Raw genomic sequence first — 16,697 nt, 5'->3', positions numbered from 1 at the left:
GAGGTTCTCCTTCACTGCGCGGCGACCATCGCCGACGGCACGACCTGATATTCGAGCTGCGCCCAGATTCGCGACACGTCGCGATCGAGATCGAGCACCTGCAACCGCGCGTCCAGTTGCGCGCGCCGGGCAGCGAACGTATCGGCGAGCGAACCGGTGCCGGCACGGTAGGCGGCCGTGGCGAGCTGCACGCGCTGCTCGGCGGCGGGCAACAGCGCTTCGCGCAGATTCGCGATGCGTTCGCGGCCGCTGGCCAGCGTTTCGGATTGCGTGCGGATATCGGCCTGCACCTGGCGTAGCGTGTCCTCGTACATCAGGCGCGCCTTCGTCGCGAGCGCGGCCTTTTCGGCGACGTCGCGGTTCTGCCGGTTCTTGCGGTTGAGCGGCAACGGGATCGTGACGCCGACGGACACCATGTTCGAATACGCGCCGCCGCGCTGCTGGTACGCAATCTCCCACGTCCAGTTCGGGCTGCGCTCGCTGTTCGCCACCGCGGTTTCGGCCTCGGCGACCGCGATGTCGTCCGCCGCGGCGACGAGCGCCGGTTGCGACACGCGCAGTTCGTCCGGCGGCAGCGACGACACGAAGGATTCGGGCGCGGGTGGCGTGCCCGTCACGTCCGCGACGGGCACGGCCGTCCAGCGGCCGAGCGCGATGAGCGCGGTGCGATACGCCTGCCGCGCGTCGAGCACCTGATCCTGCGTCTGCGCCAGCATCGCGCGAGCCTGGACGACCTCGCCCGCACTCGCCTTCGCGCCGCGATACGATGCCTGCGTCGCATCGAGTTCATGCCGCATGTGATCGAGCAGCGCCTGTCGAAGCGCGAGCGCCTGCTTCGCGTAGACGGCATCGAGCCAGGCCGCCGCGGTCCGCTGGCGCACCGTCGCAAGCTGCGCGAGATAGTCCGCGCGTTCGCGGCCGACCTGCTCGTCGGCCAGCGCCGAGCGCAGTCGCCGCTTGTCGGCGGACACCCATTCCTGCTCGATGCCGATGCGGCGCATCGTCATGAAGTCCTGGCCGACGGTGAAGCGCTGCCCGCCGTTGACCGGCAGGTTGTCGATGCCGGCCTTGAGCATCGGGTCCGGCAACTGGCCGGCCCGGGCGGCCGCTTCGAGCCGCGCGTGTACCGACGCCTGCGCGGCCTGCATCGACGCGGAATGATCGGTCGCGGACTGCAGCGCGGCGTCCAGCGTGACGGGCGGCTGCTGCGCCTGGACGGCACCCGCCGCCAGCAGCGCGGCCCACAATACGGGCGCGCGCCGATACGCACGCCGCATGCGCGGCGTGCAGAAATCGAATGACATGGTGTAACCCCAGATCGGAATCCGAATGGATTCCACGTCCTGAGCACAGGACGAACCTCACCGCCTCGGCGGTGAACCGGTCAAATCGGGATCAGCTGATGCGGGGTGGACGCCACAACCCGTTCGGGTCGCGGATCGGGACGGACCGCGTGTAGTGGAAGACGATCGTGCTGGCGAGTGCAGCGGGACGGCTGACGTCGGCGCGGGCGGCCGGGTGATAGAGACTGCCGAACTGGCACTGGGCGGTCACCTTGCAGGCCATGCCTTTCGCTTTGGCCTTCGTGGTGTCGGTGGGCGACACCTTCATCGAATCGCAGTCGCTCATGTCGGCGGGCATGGTCATGGCCGCGTTCGCGTCCATCGACATCGTGTATTGCATCGGACATTCACCGGTCAGGCCGCTCGCTGCCAGCCCGCTGATGGGCAGCACCGCGCAGAGCAGCAGCAGGATGAAGGTTCGAAGCAGTTTCATGCCCGCGATTATAGCGCCGCGATCTGCCGTGTGGCGCGCCGACGTATGCGGCGTCGCTTCCTCCGCGCGGTTGCCGGCGACGCACTAGCGTGCCGGGCCGTCCGCGGCCAGCACCTGCCTATCGATTCGCCGCGACGCGGGCGCTAATATCTCGCATCGGCGCAGCGCCGAGAAGAAGGCAGTCGTTTGTGCCGTAGTCACAAAAAAGTTACCGACCGGGGTTCAGCACGATGAAAACGAGTGCGACAGGATGTTCCGTGGAAGCAGCGATGCGCCTGCTTGGCGGCCGCTGGCGGCTGCTGCTCGTGTCGTACTTGCTCGACGGGCCGAAGCGCTTCAGCGACCGGCTGCGGCCCGTCGTCGAGGTCATGCGCGAGTTCGGGCTGTGGCTGAAGGCGCGCGACGCGCATTGCGAGGTCGAAGCGGAAACCGCGCTGCCCCGATAACCCCACATCGAGAAAAACATCATGGAACTACATGCCACCGTCGGCGCGGCGACGTCCGACATCGACGACGACGAAAGCTGCGCGAACATCTATTGCCACGACGCGAAGCAGAATTATTGCTTCTCGCTGCTGCGCTTTCCGGAGGAAACGTCGATCGAGGTGATGGTGCTCGACCAGCTCACCGCGCACGTGAAGGATCTGACGGTGCGCCTCACGGGCGACACGATCGAAGTCGAACTCGACGAGCGCACCGCCGCGCGGCTCGACGGCAACACGCATTACGTGATTCATCTCGCGCCCGGCGAGCACGATCCGGTCGTGCTGCGTGCCGCGCTCAAGGAAATCTTCGACGGCAAGAGCGGGTATCGCGACGACAGCGCAAGCACGTGACCCGGCCTGCCCGGCACTCGTCCGCATCTCACGCGTTCGCGCTTCGCTCATGACACGCGCTTCGCGATTCCAGCTGCTTCGCCGCCGCTGCTCGCGTTCAACGTCGACGACACCGTCACGGCGCGCGTCGAACGCATCGACGCCTGAGCAGGCCCCGCGCTACGCGGCCAGCGCGATCGATTTGATGTTGAACGCGCGCAGCAAATCCTCGCAGAACGCGTCGACGATCGGCTTGTCGCTCGCGCTGCGCTTCATCGCGAGATGCAGCGGCACGTCGAAACTGAAGGTCGTGCGGCCGATGGCCTTCACGAGCCCGCGCTGCTCGAACGGCTCCGCATAATGCGCGGGCAGATAGCCGAGATGGCCGCCCGACAGGATCAGGATCGTCGCGGCCTCGATGCTGTCCGCGCTCGCGGTCACGCGCCGCTCCGGCAGCGGATACTGCTCCTCCGGCACCGGATAGGTGCGCCATACCCAGTCGTGCGCCTGCAGGTCGTCGGCCGACACCGGCCGTGATGCATGAAACAGCGGATGGCCGCGCCCGCAGTAGATCACCTGCTCCTCGGTAAACAACGGCGTGTAGTCGAGCCCCGGCACGCGATGCCAGAAATACCCGATCGCGAGATCGAGCTGGTTGTTGACGAGGCTTTCCTCGAGTTCCTGCGGCGACGCCACCTTCATCGAGAACGTGACGGCCTGGTCGCGCTTGCGGAACGCGCCGATGGCATCGGCCAGGCGCGCGTTCTCGACGAGCGGCGCCTGCCCGATCAGGCCGATCGACAGCGTGCCGACCAGCTTGCGGTCGATGTCGCGCACGCGCGCGACGAACTCGGACGTCGCCGCGACGAGCGTGCGTGCCGTGGCCGCGAAACGTTCGCCCTTCGACGTCAGCCGAAACCCGCCACGGCCGCGATCGCACAGCTTGAAACCGACGCGCGCTTCCAGCGCGGACAACTGCGTGCTGATCGTCGACTGCCGCACGCCGAGCGAGGCCTCTGCGGCCGTGATGCCGCGTGCGTCGACGACGGCGAGAAAGACCCGGATGAGCCGGAGATCGAGATCGGTGGTATTCGAAAACATGCTTCGAGCCGCTGCGCCTGAGCGCGTTGTCGGGCCGGCGCGACACCGGCCGTCTTCGCCGATGAACCTTGCCGGACGCGCGCCGCCATCGGCAACGGCACGCGCCATACGCGTCGCTCGCGGACACCGCGCGCCGCTTACATCGGGAAACCCATCGCCTTGATCCCGTTGATCCACGCGCGCTTCCAGCCGCCTTCGGCATCCGCGCCGTCGAACGCATGGAACGTGATCTTCGCGGCGACCCAGCGCATCGGCTCGGGCGGGATGTAGCTCGGGCTCTGGTTCGCGATGTCGAGCTTGCGTTCCGGGCTGTCTCGATCGAACAGGATGTTCAGCCCCATGAACGCGCCGAACCGGCTCGCCGCGACGCCGAAACCCGTGTAGCCGGCGACGAACACCGCCTTGTCGCCGAGATAGCGCTTCGCGAACACCGAGCCGCGCGAGCAGTAGTCGATCGGTCCGCCCCATGCGTGCGAGAAGCGCACGTCGGCGAGTTGCGGGAACGTGCGATGGAACGCCTCCGCGAGCCGGTAGTAAGTTTGCCGCTCGCCGTCCTGGTGCGGCTCGGGATCGCCGTCGAAGTGATAGCTGACCAGCCCGCCGAAGATGATGTTGTTGTCCTTCGTCAGCCGGAAATAGTTCAGCTGCGTGCGCGTGTCGTACACGCCCTGGCGATTCTTCCAGCCGATCCGCGCGAGCTGTTCGTCGGTGAGCGGCTCGGTCGCGAGCACGTGATCGCGCACCTGCATCACGCGGCGATTGATGTCGGGAATGCCGACCTTCGCCGTGCCGCTGCCGAACACGACGCGTGGCGCGCGCACGCTGCCCCTCGGCGTCTTCACGTAGACCGTGTCGCCTTCGTCGGCGACCGTCGTGAGCGGCGTGTGTTCGTACAGCTTCACGCCGAGCGACAGCGCCGCGCGCTTGAGCCCCCACGCGAGCTTCGCCGGATGCACGATGCCGCTGCGATTGCGCGACCACAACGCGCCGGCAAACAGCGGCGAATTCAGTTGCCCGAGCGTTTCGTCGCGATCGAGCAGCACGACGTCGTGGCCGTATTCGCGATGCAGGTCGTAGTCGCCCTTCAGGTGCGCGATGTGCTCGGGGTCGACCGCCACCGTCATCTCGCCGTTCCACTCGATGTCGGCGTCGATGCCGTAGCGCTTCAGCGTTTCCTCGAAGCCGTCGAGGTTGTGATGGCCGAATGCCTCGAGTTGCGCGATGTCGTTCGGGAACACGCGCACCGCGTTCGGCAACCCGTGCATCACCGATGTCGAGATGATCCCGCCCGCGCGGCCCGATGCGCCGTGCGCGACCTTGCCGGCCTCGATCAGCACCACGTTCAGGTGCGGCATCTGCTCCTTCGCCTGCACAGCCGCCCACAGCCCCGTGAAGCCGCCGCCGACGATCAGCAGGTCGGCCGTCGCGTCGCCGACGAGTTCCGGCTCGGCGGCCGGTGCGGCCGGGTTGTCGAGCCAGTACGGGAACAGCTTCGTATTCGCGAGCGCCTCGGCGGCGCTCAGTGCAACCGGCGCGCGACGCGCGTCGTGCGCGTGCGCCGGTGCGGCCTGCGTTGCTTCGTTGACTTCCATTTCCATGATTCCAGCCATCCCACGTGATCGCGGCCCGCGCGTGCCGAGCGTGCGCGGCGTGCCGAATTCGCCGATGTCATCGGTTGTTCCGCCGATGGCGATTCGCGGCGCATGCACCGCAAGTCGCGATGCGTGCCGTCGCCAAGCGCGCGACGGGCTTCGCTTGCGGTCGATCGAAAACGCAACCGCCGCCGGGCGCGCGTCGATCCGGCGACGACACCTCGGCGGCGGTCGCTCGCATCACGACTTCTCGAGCAGCACGTAGAACTTCTTCGCGTCCTCGATCGTCTCCCAGCGGCCCGCGAAACCGGCCGGCAGCAGGTAACCCTGGCCCGGCGTGAATTCCTTGCGGTTGCCTTCCACGTCGGTCAGCGCGATGCGGCCCTCGACGAGCCACACCGCCTCGTCCGCCGCCGTTTCCGGGAACGCCACCGAGCCGACCTTGCCTTCCCACCAGCCGATGAGGTAGCCGCCGCTCTTGCCTTCGGCCGCGCGCCAGTCGCTTTCGTCCATCCCGAAATCGAGCTTCGTGAATTCGCCAATGCCTGCGCCGAGCGGCAGGATGTCCTTGATCAGTTTGGTCATCTGAATCTTTCGTCTCTTGATTGAAAAAGCAGAGACGAAGTTACTCATTTACACTGCCCCGGTATGCCCCCCTTCGGGGGGGACAAGCCGCGTTTTCCGCGGCGCGCGGGGTCGCAGGACTCCGTACCGTATTTCCCCCTAATGACGTTTTCGGCTTCCAACGCTAAAATCGCCGCCGCTTTTCACCGGGGAACCGCATGCTGCTCAACGTGAACCCCTTCCACCGCGACACCGACCGCTTCAACGTGTCGTTCAAGGCGCTGGGCGAGCTGATCGAGACGGTCGGCACGCCGCACTTCGTGCCGCGTCTCACGCAATTGCTGAACGACGTGGTGCCGCTCGACGTCGCGCACGTCGAACGCTCGCGCGTGGACGGCACGATGCCCACCGGCTACCGCTGCGAATGGATCGGCAGCAGCGGCATCGGCACCGCGACCGCCGAAATCTCCGACGTGATGACGCTCTACTACGAGCGCTTTCTCGACAGCGACCCGCTGTTCGCGGGGCTGCGCGGCAAGACGGGCACGATGCTGGTCGTGCGCGATATCGCGGCGATTCCGCCCGGCGAATTCCGCCAGCGGCTGTTCGACGACGTGCATATCGGCCACGAATGCGTGCTCGCGCGCGGCACCCGCTACGCGCAGCATTCGATCGCGCTGGAACGCGGCCGCGATCGCCCGCCGTTCACGCTCGCCGAGATGAACCGCTTTCGCAGCATCAGCGACATGCTGTTCCCGCTGCTCGAGCTGCACGCGTCGACCACCGCCGCGCGACGCGTCGCGCATCCGATGCCCGAAGTGCATCCGCTCGCGCAGTTCGATGCGCGGATCGCGGCCGACGGCGTGAAGCTGTCGAAGCGCGAATACGAAACCTGCAAGCATCTGATCTCCGGCAAGACCGTGCCGGAAACCGCCGACATCCTCGGCGTGCGGGTCGCGTCGGCCGAGTCGTACGTGAAGCGTGCGTTCGCGAAGCTCGGTGTGCGCACGAAGCGCGAGCTTGCAGCGTGGGGTTCGGCCGCGCCGCACCACGGCGACGACGCGCCGCCGCCCGCGATCGCGCGCTGATCCGGTCCGACGCCGACCGCCCGCCGACGGTCACGCCGCGTCGATGCGGCCATGCCACTCGCATCGAGCCGCATCGATGTAAACGTTGCGACTTCAAAATCTTCGCGTGCGCGTTCTCCTCTACCATCGGCCGATCGTTTTTCATCAGAAAGAGGAGACGGCCCCATGCACCGCGAACTGAATCAACCGATGGGCGGCAACGAGATGCCGCGCTTTGGCGGCATCGCCACGATGATGCGCCTGCCGCAGGCCGACACGACCGACGGCCTCGACGTGTGCTTCGTCGGCGTGCCGCTCGATCTCGGCACGTCGAACCGCTCGGGTTCGCGCTTCGGCCCGCGCCAGATCCGCACCGAATCCGTGCTGCTGCGTCCGTACAACATGGCCACGCGCGCGGCCCCGTTCGATTCGCTGCAGGTCGCCGACATCGGCGACGTCGCGACCAACCCGTACGACCTGAAGGATTCGGTGCGCCGCATCGAGCAAGCGTATGACGAGATCGTCGCGAACGGCTGCCGGCCGATCACGCTCGGCGGCGATCACACGATCGCATGGCCGATCCTGCGCGCGCTGCACAGGAAGTACGGCAAGGTCGCCGTGGTGCACGTCGACGCGCACGCGGACGTGAACGACACGATGTTCGGCGAGAAGATCGCGCACGGCACGCCGTTCCGCCGCGCGGTGGAGGACGGCCTGCTGCATTGCGACAAGGTCACGCAGATCGGCCTGCGCGGCACCGGCTACCACGCGGACGATTTCGACTGGTGCCGCCAGCAGGGCTTCACGGTCGTGCAGGCGGAGGCATGCTGGAACAAGTCGCTCGCGCCGCTGATGGCGCAGGTGCGCGAACGCATCGGCGACACGCCGGTCTATCTGAGCTTCGACATCGACGGTCTCGATCCGTCGTTCGCGCCCGGCACCGGCACGCCGGAAATCGGCGGGCTGACGGTGCAGCAGGGTCTCGAGATCATTCGCGGAATGAAGGGGCTGAACATCGTCGGCGCGGATCTCGTCGAAGTGTCGCCGCCGTACGATCCGACCGGCACCACCGCGCTCGTCGGCGCGAACCTCGCGTACGAGATGCTCTGCGTGATGCCGGGCGTCGCCTACCGCTAACCCGATCGACAGGAAAACGTTGATGTCCACCGCTCAGCTTTCCCCTTCCGCCACGGCGATCGTGCTGCCCGCCGCGCGCATCGCCGGCCAGCCCGTGCGCACGCATTCCGATGAAGCCGGCGCGCCGATCTTCAATGCGTCGACCGGCGAGACGATCGGCTGGCAGGAATTCGCGACGGCCGCGCACGTCGACGCCGCGGTCCGCGCCGCGCACGCCGCGTTCGCCGGCTGGCGCGACACGCCGCCCGCCGAGCGCGGCCGCCTGCTCGCGACGATCGCCGCGCGCGTCGAAGCCGACCGCGAACGCCTTGCGGCGCTGCAGATGCAGGTGAGCGGCAAGCCGCCGTTCGAAGCGGACGCCGACGTCGGCGACGTCGCCGCGACGTTCGCGTACTACGCGCAGCTGTCCGAGAACCCGGCGCTGTTCGCGGCCGAGCCAATCGCGCTGCCGAGCGACGCCGTCGCCGCCGAGCGCTTTCACGATGCGGTCGGCGTGGCCGCGCTGATCGTGCCGTGGAATTTCCCGATGGTCACGACCGCGTGGAAGCTCGCGCCCGCGCTGGCGGCCGGCTGCACGGTCGTGATGAAGCCGTCCGAACTGACGTCGCCGACCGAGCACGCGCTGCTCGACCTGATCGCCGAAGCCGGCGTGCCGGACGGCGTCGTCAACGTCGTGAACGGCGGTGCGGAAGTCGGCGCGGCGCTGACCGCGCATCCGCTGGTCGACAAGATCTCGTTTACCGGCAGCACGGCCGCCGGCCGCAAGGTCATGCAGGCCGCGGCCGAGGACATGAAGCGCGTGACGCTCGAACTCGGCGGCAAGTCGTCGCTGATCGTGCGCGACGACGCCGATCTCGACGTCGCGGTGTCGCTGGCGGTGGCCGGTGCGTTCACGAACGCGGGCCAGATGTGCTCGGCCACCGCGCGCATCCTCGTGCACGACAGCGTGTACCGCAGCTTCATGGCCGCGTTCGAGACGGCCGTGCGCGCGCTCGTCGTCGCGCCGCCTTCCGCCGGACACGTCGCGATGGGGCCGCTGATCTCGGCCGCGCAGCGCACGCGCGTCGAGGCGATGCTCGAGCAAGGCATCGCGGCCGGCGCGCGCGTCGCGTTCAGCGGGCGCGTCGCCGAGGGTGGCGACAATGGCTTCTTCATGGCGCCGGTCGTGGTCGCCGAACCGGCCGTCGACAACCTGCTGTGGACCGACGAAGTGTTCGGCCCGGTCGCGTGCGTCAAGTCGTTCCGCACCGACGACGAGGCGATCGCGCTCGCGAACGACACGCGCTACGGGCTCGTCGCGACCGTCGTGACGCGCGACGCGGAAATCGCGAAGCAGTTCCAGGCGCGCGTGCGCGCCGGGCTCGTGTGGATCAACGCGCCGCAACTCATCTACCCGCACGTGTGCTGGGGTGGCTTCGGGCTCAGCGGGATCGGCCGCGAACTCGGCGTGACGGGCCTGCGCAGCTACCAGGAACTGCGCCACGCGATGCGCGCGATCGATTGACCACGGCGGCCGGCCGAAGCATGCGATGCACGCTTCCGAAGGTGGCGATGTCCGCGCACGATCGCGGCGTCGTCACGGTCGATGTGCCGCCGCTTCGGCCTCGGTGTCGTGATACTCGACGAACGTCGCGATCTTCCCGTTTTCGATCGTGAGCAGATGCACCCAGTCGTCTTCGTACGTGCGGCCCGTGGCATGAACATGCCAGCGTTGCGTGCCGAGCACGACGACCCGGTTGCCGCTGGCGATGAACTCGAGCGGCTCGAACCGTTCCGCGGTCTGCGTCGACGCAAGCGCCGCGAAGAACGCCGCGACCGCCTGCGGCCCATGTCTTCTGCCGACGAACGGAACGACGTCGGCCGGCCCCGGGATGAACCAGTCGATATTGTCGGAAAGCGTCTGCAGAATGCCGTCGATATCGGCCCTGCCGAACGCCGCGTATGCCTGCTGCACGAGTTGCACGTTGTCTTGTTCGCTCATCGCACCCTCCCGCCTTCGCCGGTTCGCCGCGTCGCGGCGCGGAATTCGGGCCGCGGACAATTCAGCATAGTCGAACCGCGAGGCGGCACTTATGCGTATTCTCCAGCAGTCGCGCGGCGTGAATTCCGTATGAGCAATCGGCGGTGGCGCTGACCCGACGCCACGATGACGTGCGCCTGAATCCTGCCGACCACCAGCCCGTCGCCATGACGGCCGGCAATGGCCACGGTTGCTCGATATCTCTGCTGCATCGTCACCGCGACCAACGTGTTCGTGACGCGGCCGATCGCCGCCGAGTTTGGAATCGAGCATCTACTCGGCATCGAGCTCGATACCGACGACGGCACGCCGGGCGGAAGATTCACCGGGCTGTCGCACGTCGCCGGCACGCGCGGATGGCCTGTCATGAAGTTGTTCTGATTCGGACGATATTCTCCGCTGTTCATTTCTTTTCTGGAGGGGCAATGAAAGCAGGAACAGGAACGACGCACGTCAATCACTCAGGAATCCGACTCGAATCGAGTCGCGACCACTCCGCTCCGCCCGCCGGTAAGGAAAGTCATTTTCCGCACTGGCGCGGCGCTTTCATGATCGCGCTCCTTTGCACGCTGGCCGGTTGCGGCGATGGCGATTCCGGCACGGCCGGCAACCTCGCCGCGAACCGCGCATCGGCATCGGGCCCGGCCGCCGCGCCGGTCCTGCATTGCGCCACGGCTTGCCACTGACGGGCACCTGCCCTTGTCCGGCGTGACTGCGATCGCAACGCGCGGCGTTTGAAGCGCGGGGGCGTCCGGCCAGTCCGTCCGGCCATTCATGACAGAGAGCGAACATGCAAAACAAATCCACGACACGACGTCAGTTCCTGGCCGATGCGCTGAAGCTCGCGGGCGCCACGGCAGTCACCGGCATGCTGCCCGAAAGCATCCTGCGCGCGCAGTCGATTCCGGCGGCGACCGTCACCGGCACGATCCAGGACGTGAAGCACGTCGTGATCCTGATGCAGGAAAACCGGTCGTTCGACCACTACCTCGGCACGCTGCGCAGCGCGCGCGGCTTCGGCGATCCGCGCCCGGTCGTGATCTCGAGCGGGTATCCGGTCTGGCGCCAGCCGTGGCTGCTGTCGTACGTGTTCCCGTTCAACCCGTCGCCGCCGGCCGGCAGCGCGAACGGCGACACCTATTACGGCGACCTCGACCACAGCTGGAACGGCACGCACAGCGCATGGAACAACGGCCGTTACGACAACTGGGCCGGCGCGAAGACCAGCGGCACGATGTACTACTTCACGCAGAACGACATCCCGTTCTATTACGCGCTGGCGAGCGCCTTCACCGTGTGCGACGGCTACCACTGCTCGATGCTCGGGCCGACCGACCCGAACCGCCTGTATCTGTGGACCGGCTGCTGCGGCAACGTGCCCGGCTACACGCCGTACACGACCAACACGATGACCGGCACCGGCTGGACCACGATGCCGGAACGGCTGAATGCGGCCGGCGTCACGTGGAAGTTCTACCAGGACAAGGGCAACGGGCTCGATGCCGCGCACGGTTACGGCGAGTACAACGGCTCCAGCAAGGATCTCTGGTGGAACGGCAACTACGGCGACAACGTCATCCTCAACTTCAGGCAGTACCAGAACCTCGGCGCGACCGATCCGCTCGCGCCGGCGCTCAACGGCACGCAAATCGACCCGACGGGCGGCGGCACCGAATACGACACGCGCCTGTTCAGCCAGTTGCAGGCCGACGTCGCGAACGACACGCTGCCGCAGGTATCGTGGATCGCCGCGCCCTACGCGTACTGCGAACATCCGTCGTGGGCCGCGAGCGGCGGCGAATGGTATGTGAGCAACGTCCTCAACGTGCTGACGTCGAATCCGAAGGTCTGGGCCAGCACGGTGCTGCTCGTGATGTACGACGAGAACGACGGCCTGTTCGACCACGTGCCGCCCGCCGTGCCATCCAGCGCATCCGCGGGCACCGGCCGTTCGACGGTCTCGACCGCGGCCGAATTCGTCGGCAGTAGCGGCGCGGCGTCCGACGGATCGGCCAGCGGCGACGTGCCGATCGGCCTCGGCCCGCGTGTGCCGATGTTCGTGATCTCGCCGTGGTCGAAAGGCGGCAAGGTCAACTCGCAAGTGTTCGATCACACGTCGGTGATCCGCTTTCTGGAAACGCGCTTCGGGCTGCAGGAAACCAACATCACGCCGTGGCGGCGCACCGTGTGCGGCGATCTCACGTCGGCATTCGACTTCACCAATCCCGACCAGACGGTGCCCGCGATCCCGAGCCCGGCCAGCAACATGGACCCGAACGGCTGGACGGTCATCATCCCGCCGGCAACCACCACCGCGGTGCCGGCACAAACGACCGGCCGCAATGCGGCGTGCCGGCTGCCGTACGAGTTTTTCGTGCAGGGCAAGGTCAACCGCTCCGGCAGGACGCTCGCGCTGACGATGACCAATACCGGCACGGCGGGCGTGCATCTGCAGGCGTGGGTCGACGGCACCAGCACGATCCCGCGGCAATACACGATCGGCGCCGGCGCGAACGCGTGCACGACCCTGTCCGATTCGCTCGCGCTGAACTCGGCCGGCGGCTACGACTATTCGGTCTACGGGCCGAACGGATTCCTGCAGACGTTCCGCGGCAACGTCGGCGCGTCGGGCAATACCGGTTCGTCGGCCGAAGTCAGCCTCTGTTACGACGTGCAGAACGGCAACGTGCAGATCACGCTCGACAACACCGCCGGCGCGAGCGCGACGACGTTCCAGCTCGTCGACAACGCGTACGGAATGAACACGCCGCAGTCGGTCAGCGTGCCGGCGGGCGCGACGCAGGCCGTGACGTGGTACGGCGACGCAGGCTGGTACGACGCGAGCATCCGCGACGCGAACGACCCGAACTTCCTGCGCCGTGTGGCCGGCTGCGTGCAGGCGCAAGCGGGCGCGCTGCTGACCGATTCGGCGATCGGCAATACGAACGGGAAGTTCGTGCCCGCGCTGTCGTCGCAGGGCTCGTCGTACGGCACGCTGCGGTTCGACTACGTCGTGCCGCCGTGGCGTCACAGCCCGAAGAACTGGGTCGGCATCTACCCGCGCGGCGCGCAACCGACCAAGGGCGGCTACAAGTCGTGGGCGTATCTGCCGAAGAGCACGGGCTCGCTGCTGTTCTCGACGACGGCGAACAGCGCGCTGGCGTCGGGCCAGTACGATGCGTGGTTCCTCTTCGACGACGGCTACACGCCGCTGGCAGGCCCGGTCGCGATCAGCATCTGACGATGCGGCCGGCGACGCGCGTTCACGGCGCGCGTCGCCCGGCTCGGCTCCTCTCATCAGCAAGTTTTCGTGGAACGCGCCGAACGGCCGCGTCGGATGCGCGCTCCGGATTTCGATTGATCGCGTGCATTCTTGCGCGCCGCATCGCGTCGAGCGAAAACGCTTCGCCGATGGCTTCCCGCTGCGTCGAATTCAACATGGTGCTCCTGTGCCGGCGAACATGGGTCGGTTAGGTCGATCGCCATTTCGATATGCATCGCTGAACATATCGCATTCCGCGCCGATGCGTGGCGTGATTGCATTCCCGTTCCAGGTCGATGCAGCGTCGCTGCCGATATCCCGCATAATCGGGCGTTGAATCGCGCCGCGGGGAGAAGCATTGTGCGAGCGCAGCAATTCGAAACAGGAGCGGGCGCGATCCGGCTCGCCGCAAGGCGGCGCTCGCCCCGGGGGAAATACTTGGCAATCCCGCTGAAGACAGGACACCGACACACATGGACCGAGCCGAGCACATCAGCATCGAACAGGCGGTCGATCTGCCCGCCGACGAACTGAACGGATGCGACTTTTCGTTCGAGATCGCGTGGGAGCTGAATGCGCCGTACCAGGATCTGCTCGATTTGCGCGCGCTGCCCGTGCAGCGCAAGGACTACGGCTTCGACCCGGCCGGCTGGGCGCGCGAGGCGTCCAACGGCACCGCGCTGTTTCGCGCGAGCGCGGGCGGGCGCCTCGCGGGATTCGTCGCGATCACCGAAAGCTGGAACGGGATGGCCGAGATCGCGGAACTCGCGGTCGACCGCGGTTGCCGGCGCCAAGGGATCGGCCAGTTCCTGCTGGCGGCCGCGGAAGCGTGGGCGCGCAACCGCGGGTTCGGCTTCATGCGGCTGGAAACGCAGGCGAACAACGTCGCGGCCTGCTGCACGTACGCGCGTGCGGGCTTCGTCATCGGCGGCCACGACCGCTTCCTGTACGCCGACGGCGCGAACGACGGCGAAGTCGCCCTCTTCTGGTACAAGGACCTGCGTGACGGGCAGTCCGCGAAGAGCCGGACGGTCGATCCGGAATCGATGCGGCCGGCGTCCTGACCGACGACATACTTTCGCGTTACTTCCGCGTCGCGACGATGAACAGGCGCGGAAACGGCAGCAGCACGGTGCCGTCGTCGAGCAGCGGATAGCCGTCCGGACCGGCGAGCGCGTCGCGATAGCGCGCGACGAATGCGTCGCGTTCGCTTTCGTCCAGCGCCGCGAGGAACGGCCGCAGCGCGCTGCCCTTGAACCATTCGACGACCGCATCGACGCCGCCGCGCAACGGATGATAGTAAGTCGTGCGCCAGACATCCATCCGCGAACACGACGGCGACAGCAACGCGTAGTAATACCGCGCGTCGAACCGCTCGGTGCGCGCCGCGTCCTTCAGCTTGTGCGCCCACGGTCCGGCCGCGGCGACCTCGCGCATCAGCCGGTGCGCGGGCTCGTCGAGGTTGTCCGGCATCTGCACGGCGAGATGGCCACCCGGCGCGAGCCGGCCGACGAGCGACGGAAACAGCGTGTCGTGCGCGGGCACCCATTGCAGCACCGCATTCGACAGAATCAGATCGTAGCCGCCCGGATCGTCCCAGGCGGAGACATCCGCGAGATCGAAACGCAGCGCGGGCAGGCGCTTGCGCGCGGCCGCGATCATGTCCGGCGACGCATCGATCCCGCGAACCGTCGCGTCGGGGGCGCGCGCGATCAGCGCTTCGGTCGAATTGCCGGGCCCGCAGCCGATGTCGATCGCGGTATGGATCGGCGTATCCGGCACGGCGGCCAGCAGATCGCGCACGGGCCGCGTGCGTTCGTCTTCGAATCGCACGTACTGGTTGGCGTATTGATCGAGTGATGTCGTCACGGCATGCCTCCTGGTCGGCGTGGACGGCGTCGGGATACCGACAGCCGTCGATGCAGCGCATTCTGCGATCTCGCGGTTCTTCAGTAAAATGAATTTAATATCGTTATTGATTCATGTTTCTGATGAAAATCGATACGCTCGGTGTCCAGGCTTTCGTCGCGATCGCCGACGGCGGCAGCTTCAGGCAGGCGGCCGACACGCTGCACGTCACGCAAACGGCGATCACGCAGCGGCTGCGCAAGCTCGAATCGTTTCTCGGCGTCGCGCTGATCGAGCGCACGACACGCCGCACCACCCTCACCGAAATCGGCCGGCGTTTCCTGCCGCAGGCGCGCCGGCTGCTGAACGAGCTGTCGGACGCGCTGACCGAAATCCGCGAAACGGGCCTGAGCCAGCGCGGCGACGTGACGATCGCGTGCGTGCCGACGGTCGGCGTTCAGTATCTCCCCCGTATTCTGCGTGCGTTTTCCGGGCACCGGCCGCACGATCGCGTGAAGATCCTCGATCACGCGTCGGCGTCGGTATTGCAGGCCGTGCTGCGCCGCGAAGCGGAATTCGGGATCAGCATCGCGGGCGACCAGCACCCCGAACTCGTCAGCGTTCCGCTCATGCATGATCCGTACGTGCTCGTCTGCCGCGACGATCACCCGCTCGCGAAGCGTCGGCGGATCCGTTGGGCCGCGCTGCAGCCGCATCCGCTGATCTTCGCGGGCGAAGTGAGCGGCAATCGCGGGCTGCTCGAAGGTGCGCTGAAGACGAGCGGCGTGACGCTGCATTCGTTCTACGAAGTGCAGCGCAGTTCGACCGCGCTCGGCCTCGTCGCCGAAGGCCTCGGCGCGGCCGTGGTGCCGAAGCTCGCGATCCAGAAGAACGCTTATCCGATGATTCGCACGATCGAACTCGTCGAGCCGTCGGTGTCGCGCACGCTCGTGCTGGTCAAGCGCCGGGCCGCGCAGTTGTCGCCCGCGGCGCAGGCGCTGTACGACATGATCGTCGAGCGCGCGACGCCGGGGCGGTGACGTCGGGCAACATCGTTCAAAGCGCCTTGACCATGAACACGCGCGCCGCCCCTTCCGGCTCGCACGGCACTTCGCCGAATGCCTCGTACCCGTGCTTCCGGTAGAAATCCGGCGCCTGGAACGTAATCGTGTACAGCACCGCGCGGGCGCATCCGCGCCGCTTCGCTTCCGCTTCGGCCTCGCGCAGCAGTCTGCTGCCGAAGCCGCCGCCGCGCAGCGATTCCGGCAGATAAAAGAGGTCGATGAAGAAGAGACCGAGCGACGTTCGGCCGGTGAGCCCGCCCAGGACCTCGCCGGTCGCGGGATCGGTCACGTAGACGTCGAGCGCTGCCGTGTCGCTGCGGCCCGTCATCGCGTGGTTGAATTCGCCGAGCTTGCGGCTGATGAAATCGCGGGCAGCCGGTTGTTCGGTGTCGGTGAGCTGAAGGGAAACGGCGGGATGCGCGGTCATGGAATGGAGACTTGCGTGAAGGAG

The 16,697-nt window shown here is 67.2% G+C and carries 18 protein-coding genes and 1 pseudogene; 10 read left to right on the top strand and 9 right to left on the bottom strand.

Features of this window, described 5'->3' with window-relative positions:
- Nucleotides 1-11: 11 nt before the first annotated feature.
- Nucleotides 12-1,304, bottom strand: coding sequence for a TolC family protein (locus ACV22V_RS01100; RefSeq protein WP_448012740.1), 1,293 nt, complete (start codon nucleotides 1,302-1,304; stop codon nucleotides 12-14).
- A gap of 91 nt (nucleotides 1,305-1,395) precedes the next feature.
- A complete protein-coding gene (locus tag ACV22V_RS01095; RefSeq protein WP_448012739.1) occupies nucleotides 1,396-1,776 on the bottom strand; it encodes a hypothetical protein in 381 nt (126 codons plus the stop codon).
- 257 nt (nucleotides 1,777-2,033) lie between these two features.
- Between ACV22V_RS01095 and ACV22V_RS01090 the strand changes: the two genes are divergently transcribed.
- Together ACV22V_RS01090 and ACV22V_RS01085 are read left to right on the top strand one after the other, a co-directional pair.
- Nucleotides 2,034-2,222 (top strand): hypothetical protein, encoded by a 189-nt coding sequence (locus tag ACV22V_RS01090; protein WP_448012738.1) that lies wholly within the window; start codon nucleotides 2,034-2,036, stop codon nucleotides 2,220-2,222.
- A gap of 21 nt (nucleotides 2,223-2,243) precedes the next feature.
- Complete coding sequence (locus tag ACV22V_RS01085) at nucleotides 2,244-2,612, top strand: hypothetical protein (RefSeq protein WP_448012737.1); 369 nt, start codon at nucleotides 2,244-2,246, stop codon at nucleotides 2,610-2,612.
- A 159-nt stretch (nucleotides 2,613-2,771) separates the two neighbouring features.
- Here the strand turns inward: ACV22V_RS01085 and ACV22V_RS01080 are convergent, their stop codons facing one another.
- The 3 genes from ACV22V_RS01080 to ACV22V_RS01070 all read right to left on the bottom strand — a co-directional run bounded on the left by ACV22V_RS01080 (nucleotide 2,772) and on the right by ACV22V_RS01070 (nucleotide 5,869).
- Nucleotides 2,772-3,692 carry a LysR family transcriptional regulator gene (locus ACV22V_RS01080; protein WP_059692501.1) on the bottom strand — a complete coding sequence of 307 codons (921 nt, stop codon included), beginning with the start codon at nucleotides 3,690-3,692 and terminating at the stop codon, nucleotides 2,772-2,774.
- 137 nt (nucleotides 3,693-3,829) lie between these two features.
- Entirely contained in the window at nucleotides 3,830-5,290 is a 1,461-nt protein-coding gene (locus ACV22V_RS01075) for an NAD(P)/FAD-dependent oxidoreductase (protein ID WP_448012736.1), read from the bottom strand.
- 234 nt (nucleotides 5,291-5,524) lie between these two features.
- Nucleotides 5,525-5,869, bottom strand: coding sequence for a cupin domain-containing protein (locus ACV22V_RS01070; protein ID WP_059692502.1), 345 nt, complete (start codon nucleotides 5,867-5,869; stop codon nucleotides 5,525-5,527).
- Between the two features lie 197 nt (nucleotides 5,870-6,066).
- Between ACV22V_RS01070 and ACV22V_RS01065 the strand changes: the two genes are divergently transcribed.
- The 3 genes from ACV22V_RS01065 (at nucleotide 6,067) to ACV22V_RS01055 (ending at nucleotide 9,556) form a co-directional block, all read left to right on the top strand.
- A complete protein-coding gene (locus tag ACV22V_RS01065) occupies nucleotides 6,067-6,936 on the top strand; it encodes a helix-turn-helix transcriptional regulator (protein WP_448012735.1) in 870 nt (289 codons plus the stop codon).
- Nucleotides 6,937-7,101: 165 nt separating this feature from the next.
- Complete coding sequence (gene speB / locus ACV22V_RS01060; protein ID WP_448012734.1) at nucleotides 7,102-8,052, top strand: agmatinase; 951 nt, start codon at nucleotides 7,102-7,104, stop codon at nucleotides 8,050-8,052.
- A gap of 22 nt (nucleotides 8,053-8,074) precedes the next feature.
- Complete coding sequence (locus tag ACV22V_RS01055) at nucleotides 8,075-9,556, top strand: aldehyde dehydrogenase family protein (RefSeq protein ID WP_448012733.1); 1,482 nt, start codon at nucleotides 8,075-8,077, stop codon at nucleotides 9,554-9,556.
- 72 nt (nucleotides 9,557-9,628) lie between these two features.
- Here ACV22V_RS01055 and ACV22V_RS01050 read toward each other — a convergent pair whose 3' ends face one another.
- Nucleotides 9,629-10,033: a nuclear transport factor 2 family protein gene (locus tag ACV22V_RS01050; RefSeq protein WP_321850438.1), complete on the bottom strand. Its 405-nt coding sequence runs from the start codon at nucleotides 10,031-10,033 to the stop codon at nucleotides 9,629-9,631.
- 240 nt (nucleotides 10,034-10,273) lie between these two features.
- Between ACV22V_RS01050 and ACV22V_RS01045 the strand changes: the two are divergent.
- The 3 genes and pseudogenes from ACV22V_RS01045 to ACV22V_RS01035 all read left to right on the top strand — a co-directional run.
- Nucleotides 10,274-10,453 (top strand): annotated as a pseudogene (locus ACV22V_RS01045) (haloacid dehalogenase-like hydrolase); the annotation flags it as partial.
- 167 nt (nucleotides 10,454-10,620) lie between these two features.
- The gene (locus ACV22V_RS01040; RefSeq protein WP_448012732.1) at nucleotides 10,621-10,758 is read left to right on the top strand and encodes a hypothetical protein; all 138 of its coding nucleotides are present in this window, start codon (nucleotides 10,621-10,623) and stop codon (nucleotides 10,756-10,758) included.
- A 104-nt stretch (nucleotides 10,759-10,862) separates the two neighbouring features.
- Nucleotides 10,863-13,313 (top strand): phosphocholine-specific phospholipase C, encoded by a 2,451-nt coding sequence (locus ACV22V_RS01035; protein WP_059692509.1) that lies wholly within the window; start codon nucleotides 10,863-10,865, stop codon nucleotides 13,311-13,313.
- A 22-nt stretch (nucleotides 13,314-13,335) separates the two neighbouring features.
- Here the strand turns inward: ACV22V_RS01035 and ACV22V_RS01030 are convergent, their stop codons facing one another.
- Complete coding sequence (locus ACV22V_RS01030; protein WP_448012731.1) at nucleotides 13,336-13,512, bottom strand: hypothetical protein; 177 nt, start codon at nucleotides 13,510-13,512, stop codon at nucleotides 13,336-13,338.
- Between the two features lie 295 nt (nucleotides 13,513-13,807).
- On the opposite strand from ACV22V_RS01030, the gene ACV22V_RS01025 reads away from it, so the two are divergent.
- Nucleotides 13,808-14,398, top strand: coding sequence for a GNAT family N-acetyltransferase (locus tag ACV22V_RS01025; protein ID WP_448012730.1), 591 nt, complete (start codon nucleotides 13,808-13,810; stop codon nucleotides 14,396-14,398).
- A 19-nt stretch (nucleotides 14,399-14,417) separates the two neighbouring features.
- Here the strand turns inward: ACV22V_RS01025 and tam are convergent, their stop codons facing one another.
- Nucleotides 14,418-15,203 (bottom strand): trans-aconitate 2-methyltransferase, encoded by a 786-nt coding sequence (tam, locus tag ACV22V_RS01020; protein WP_448012729.1) that lies wholly within the window; start codon nucleotides 15,201-15,203, stop codon nucleotides 14,418-14,420.
- Between the two features lie 122 nt (nucleotides 15,204-15,325).
- Here tam and ACV22V_RS01015 point away from each other — a divergent pair, with 122 nt between their 5' ends.
- The gene (locus ACV22V_RS01015) at nucleotides 15,326-16,222 is read left to right on the top strand and encodes a LysR family transcriptional regulator (RefSeq protein WP_059533805.1); all 897 of its coding nucleotides are present in this window, start codon (nucleotides 15,326-15,328) and stop codon (nucleotides 16,220-16,222) included.
- Nucleotides 16,223-16,238: 16 nt separating this feature from the next.
- On the opposite strand, the gene ACV22V_RS01010 is transcribed toward ACV22V_RS01015, so the two are convergent.
- Nucleotides 16,239-16,673: a GNAT family N-acetyltransferase gene (locus ACV22V_RS01010; protein ID WP_448012728.1), complete on the bottom strand. Its 435-nt coding sequence runs from the start codon at nucleotides 16,671-16,673 to the stop codon at nucleotides 16,239-16,241.
- Nucleotides 16,674-16,697 lie beyond the last annotated feature (24 nt).

Source organism: Burkholderia sp. AW33-5, assembly GCF_053427615.1.
Note: the sequence above shows the minus strand (reverse complement) of the source record. Positions and strands in the feature narration are given on the sequence as shown.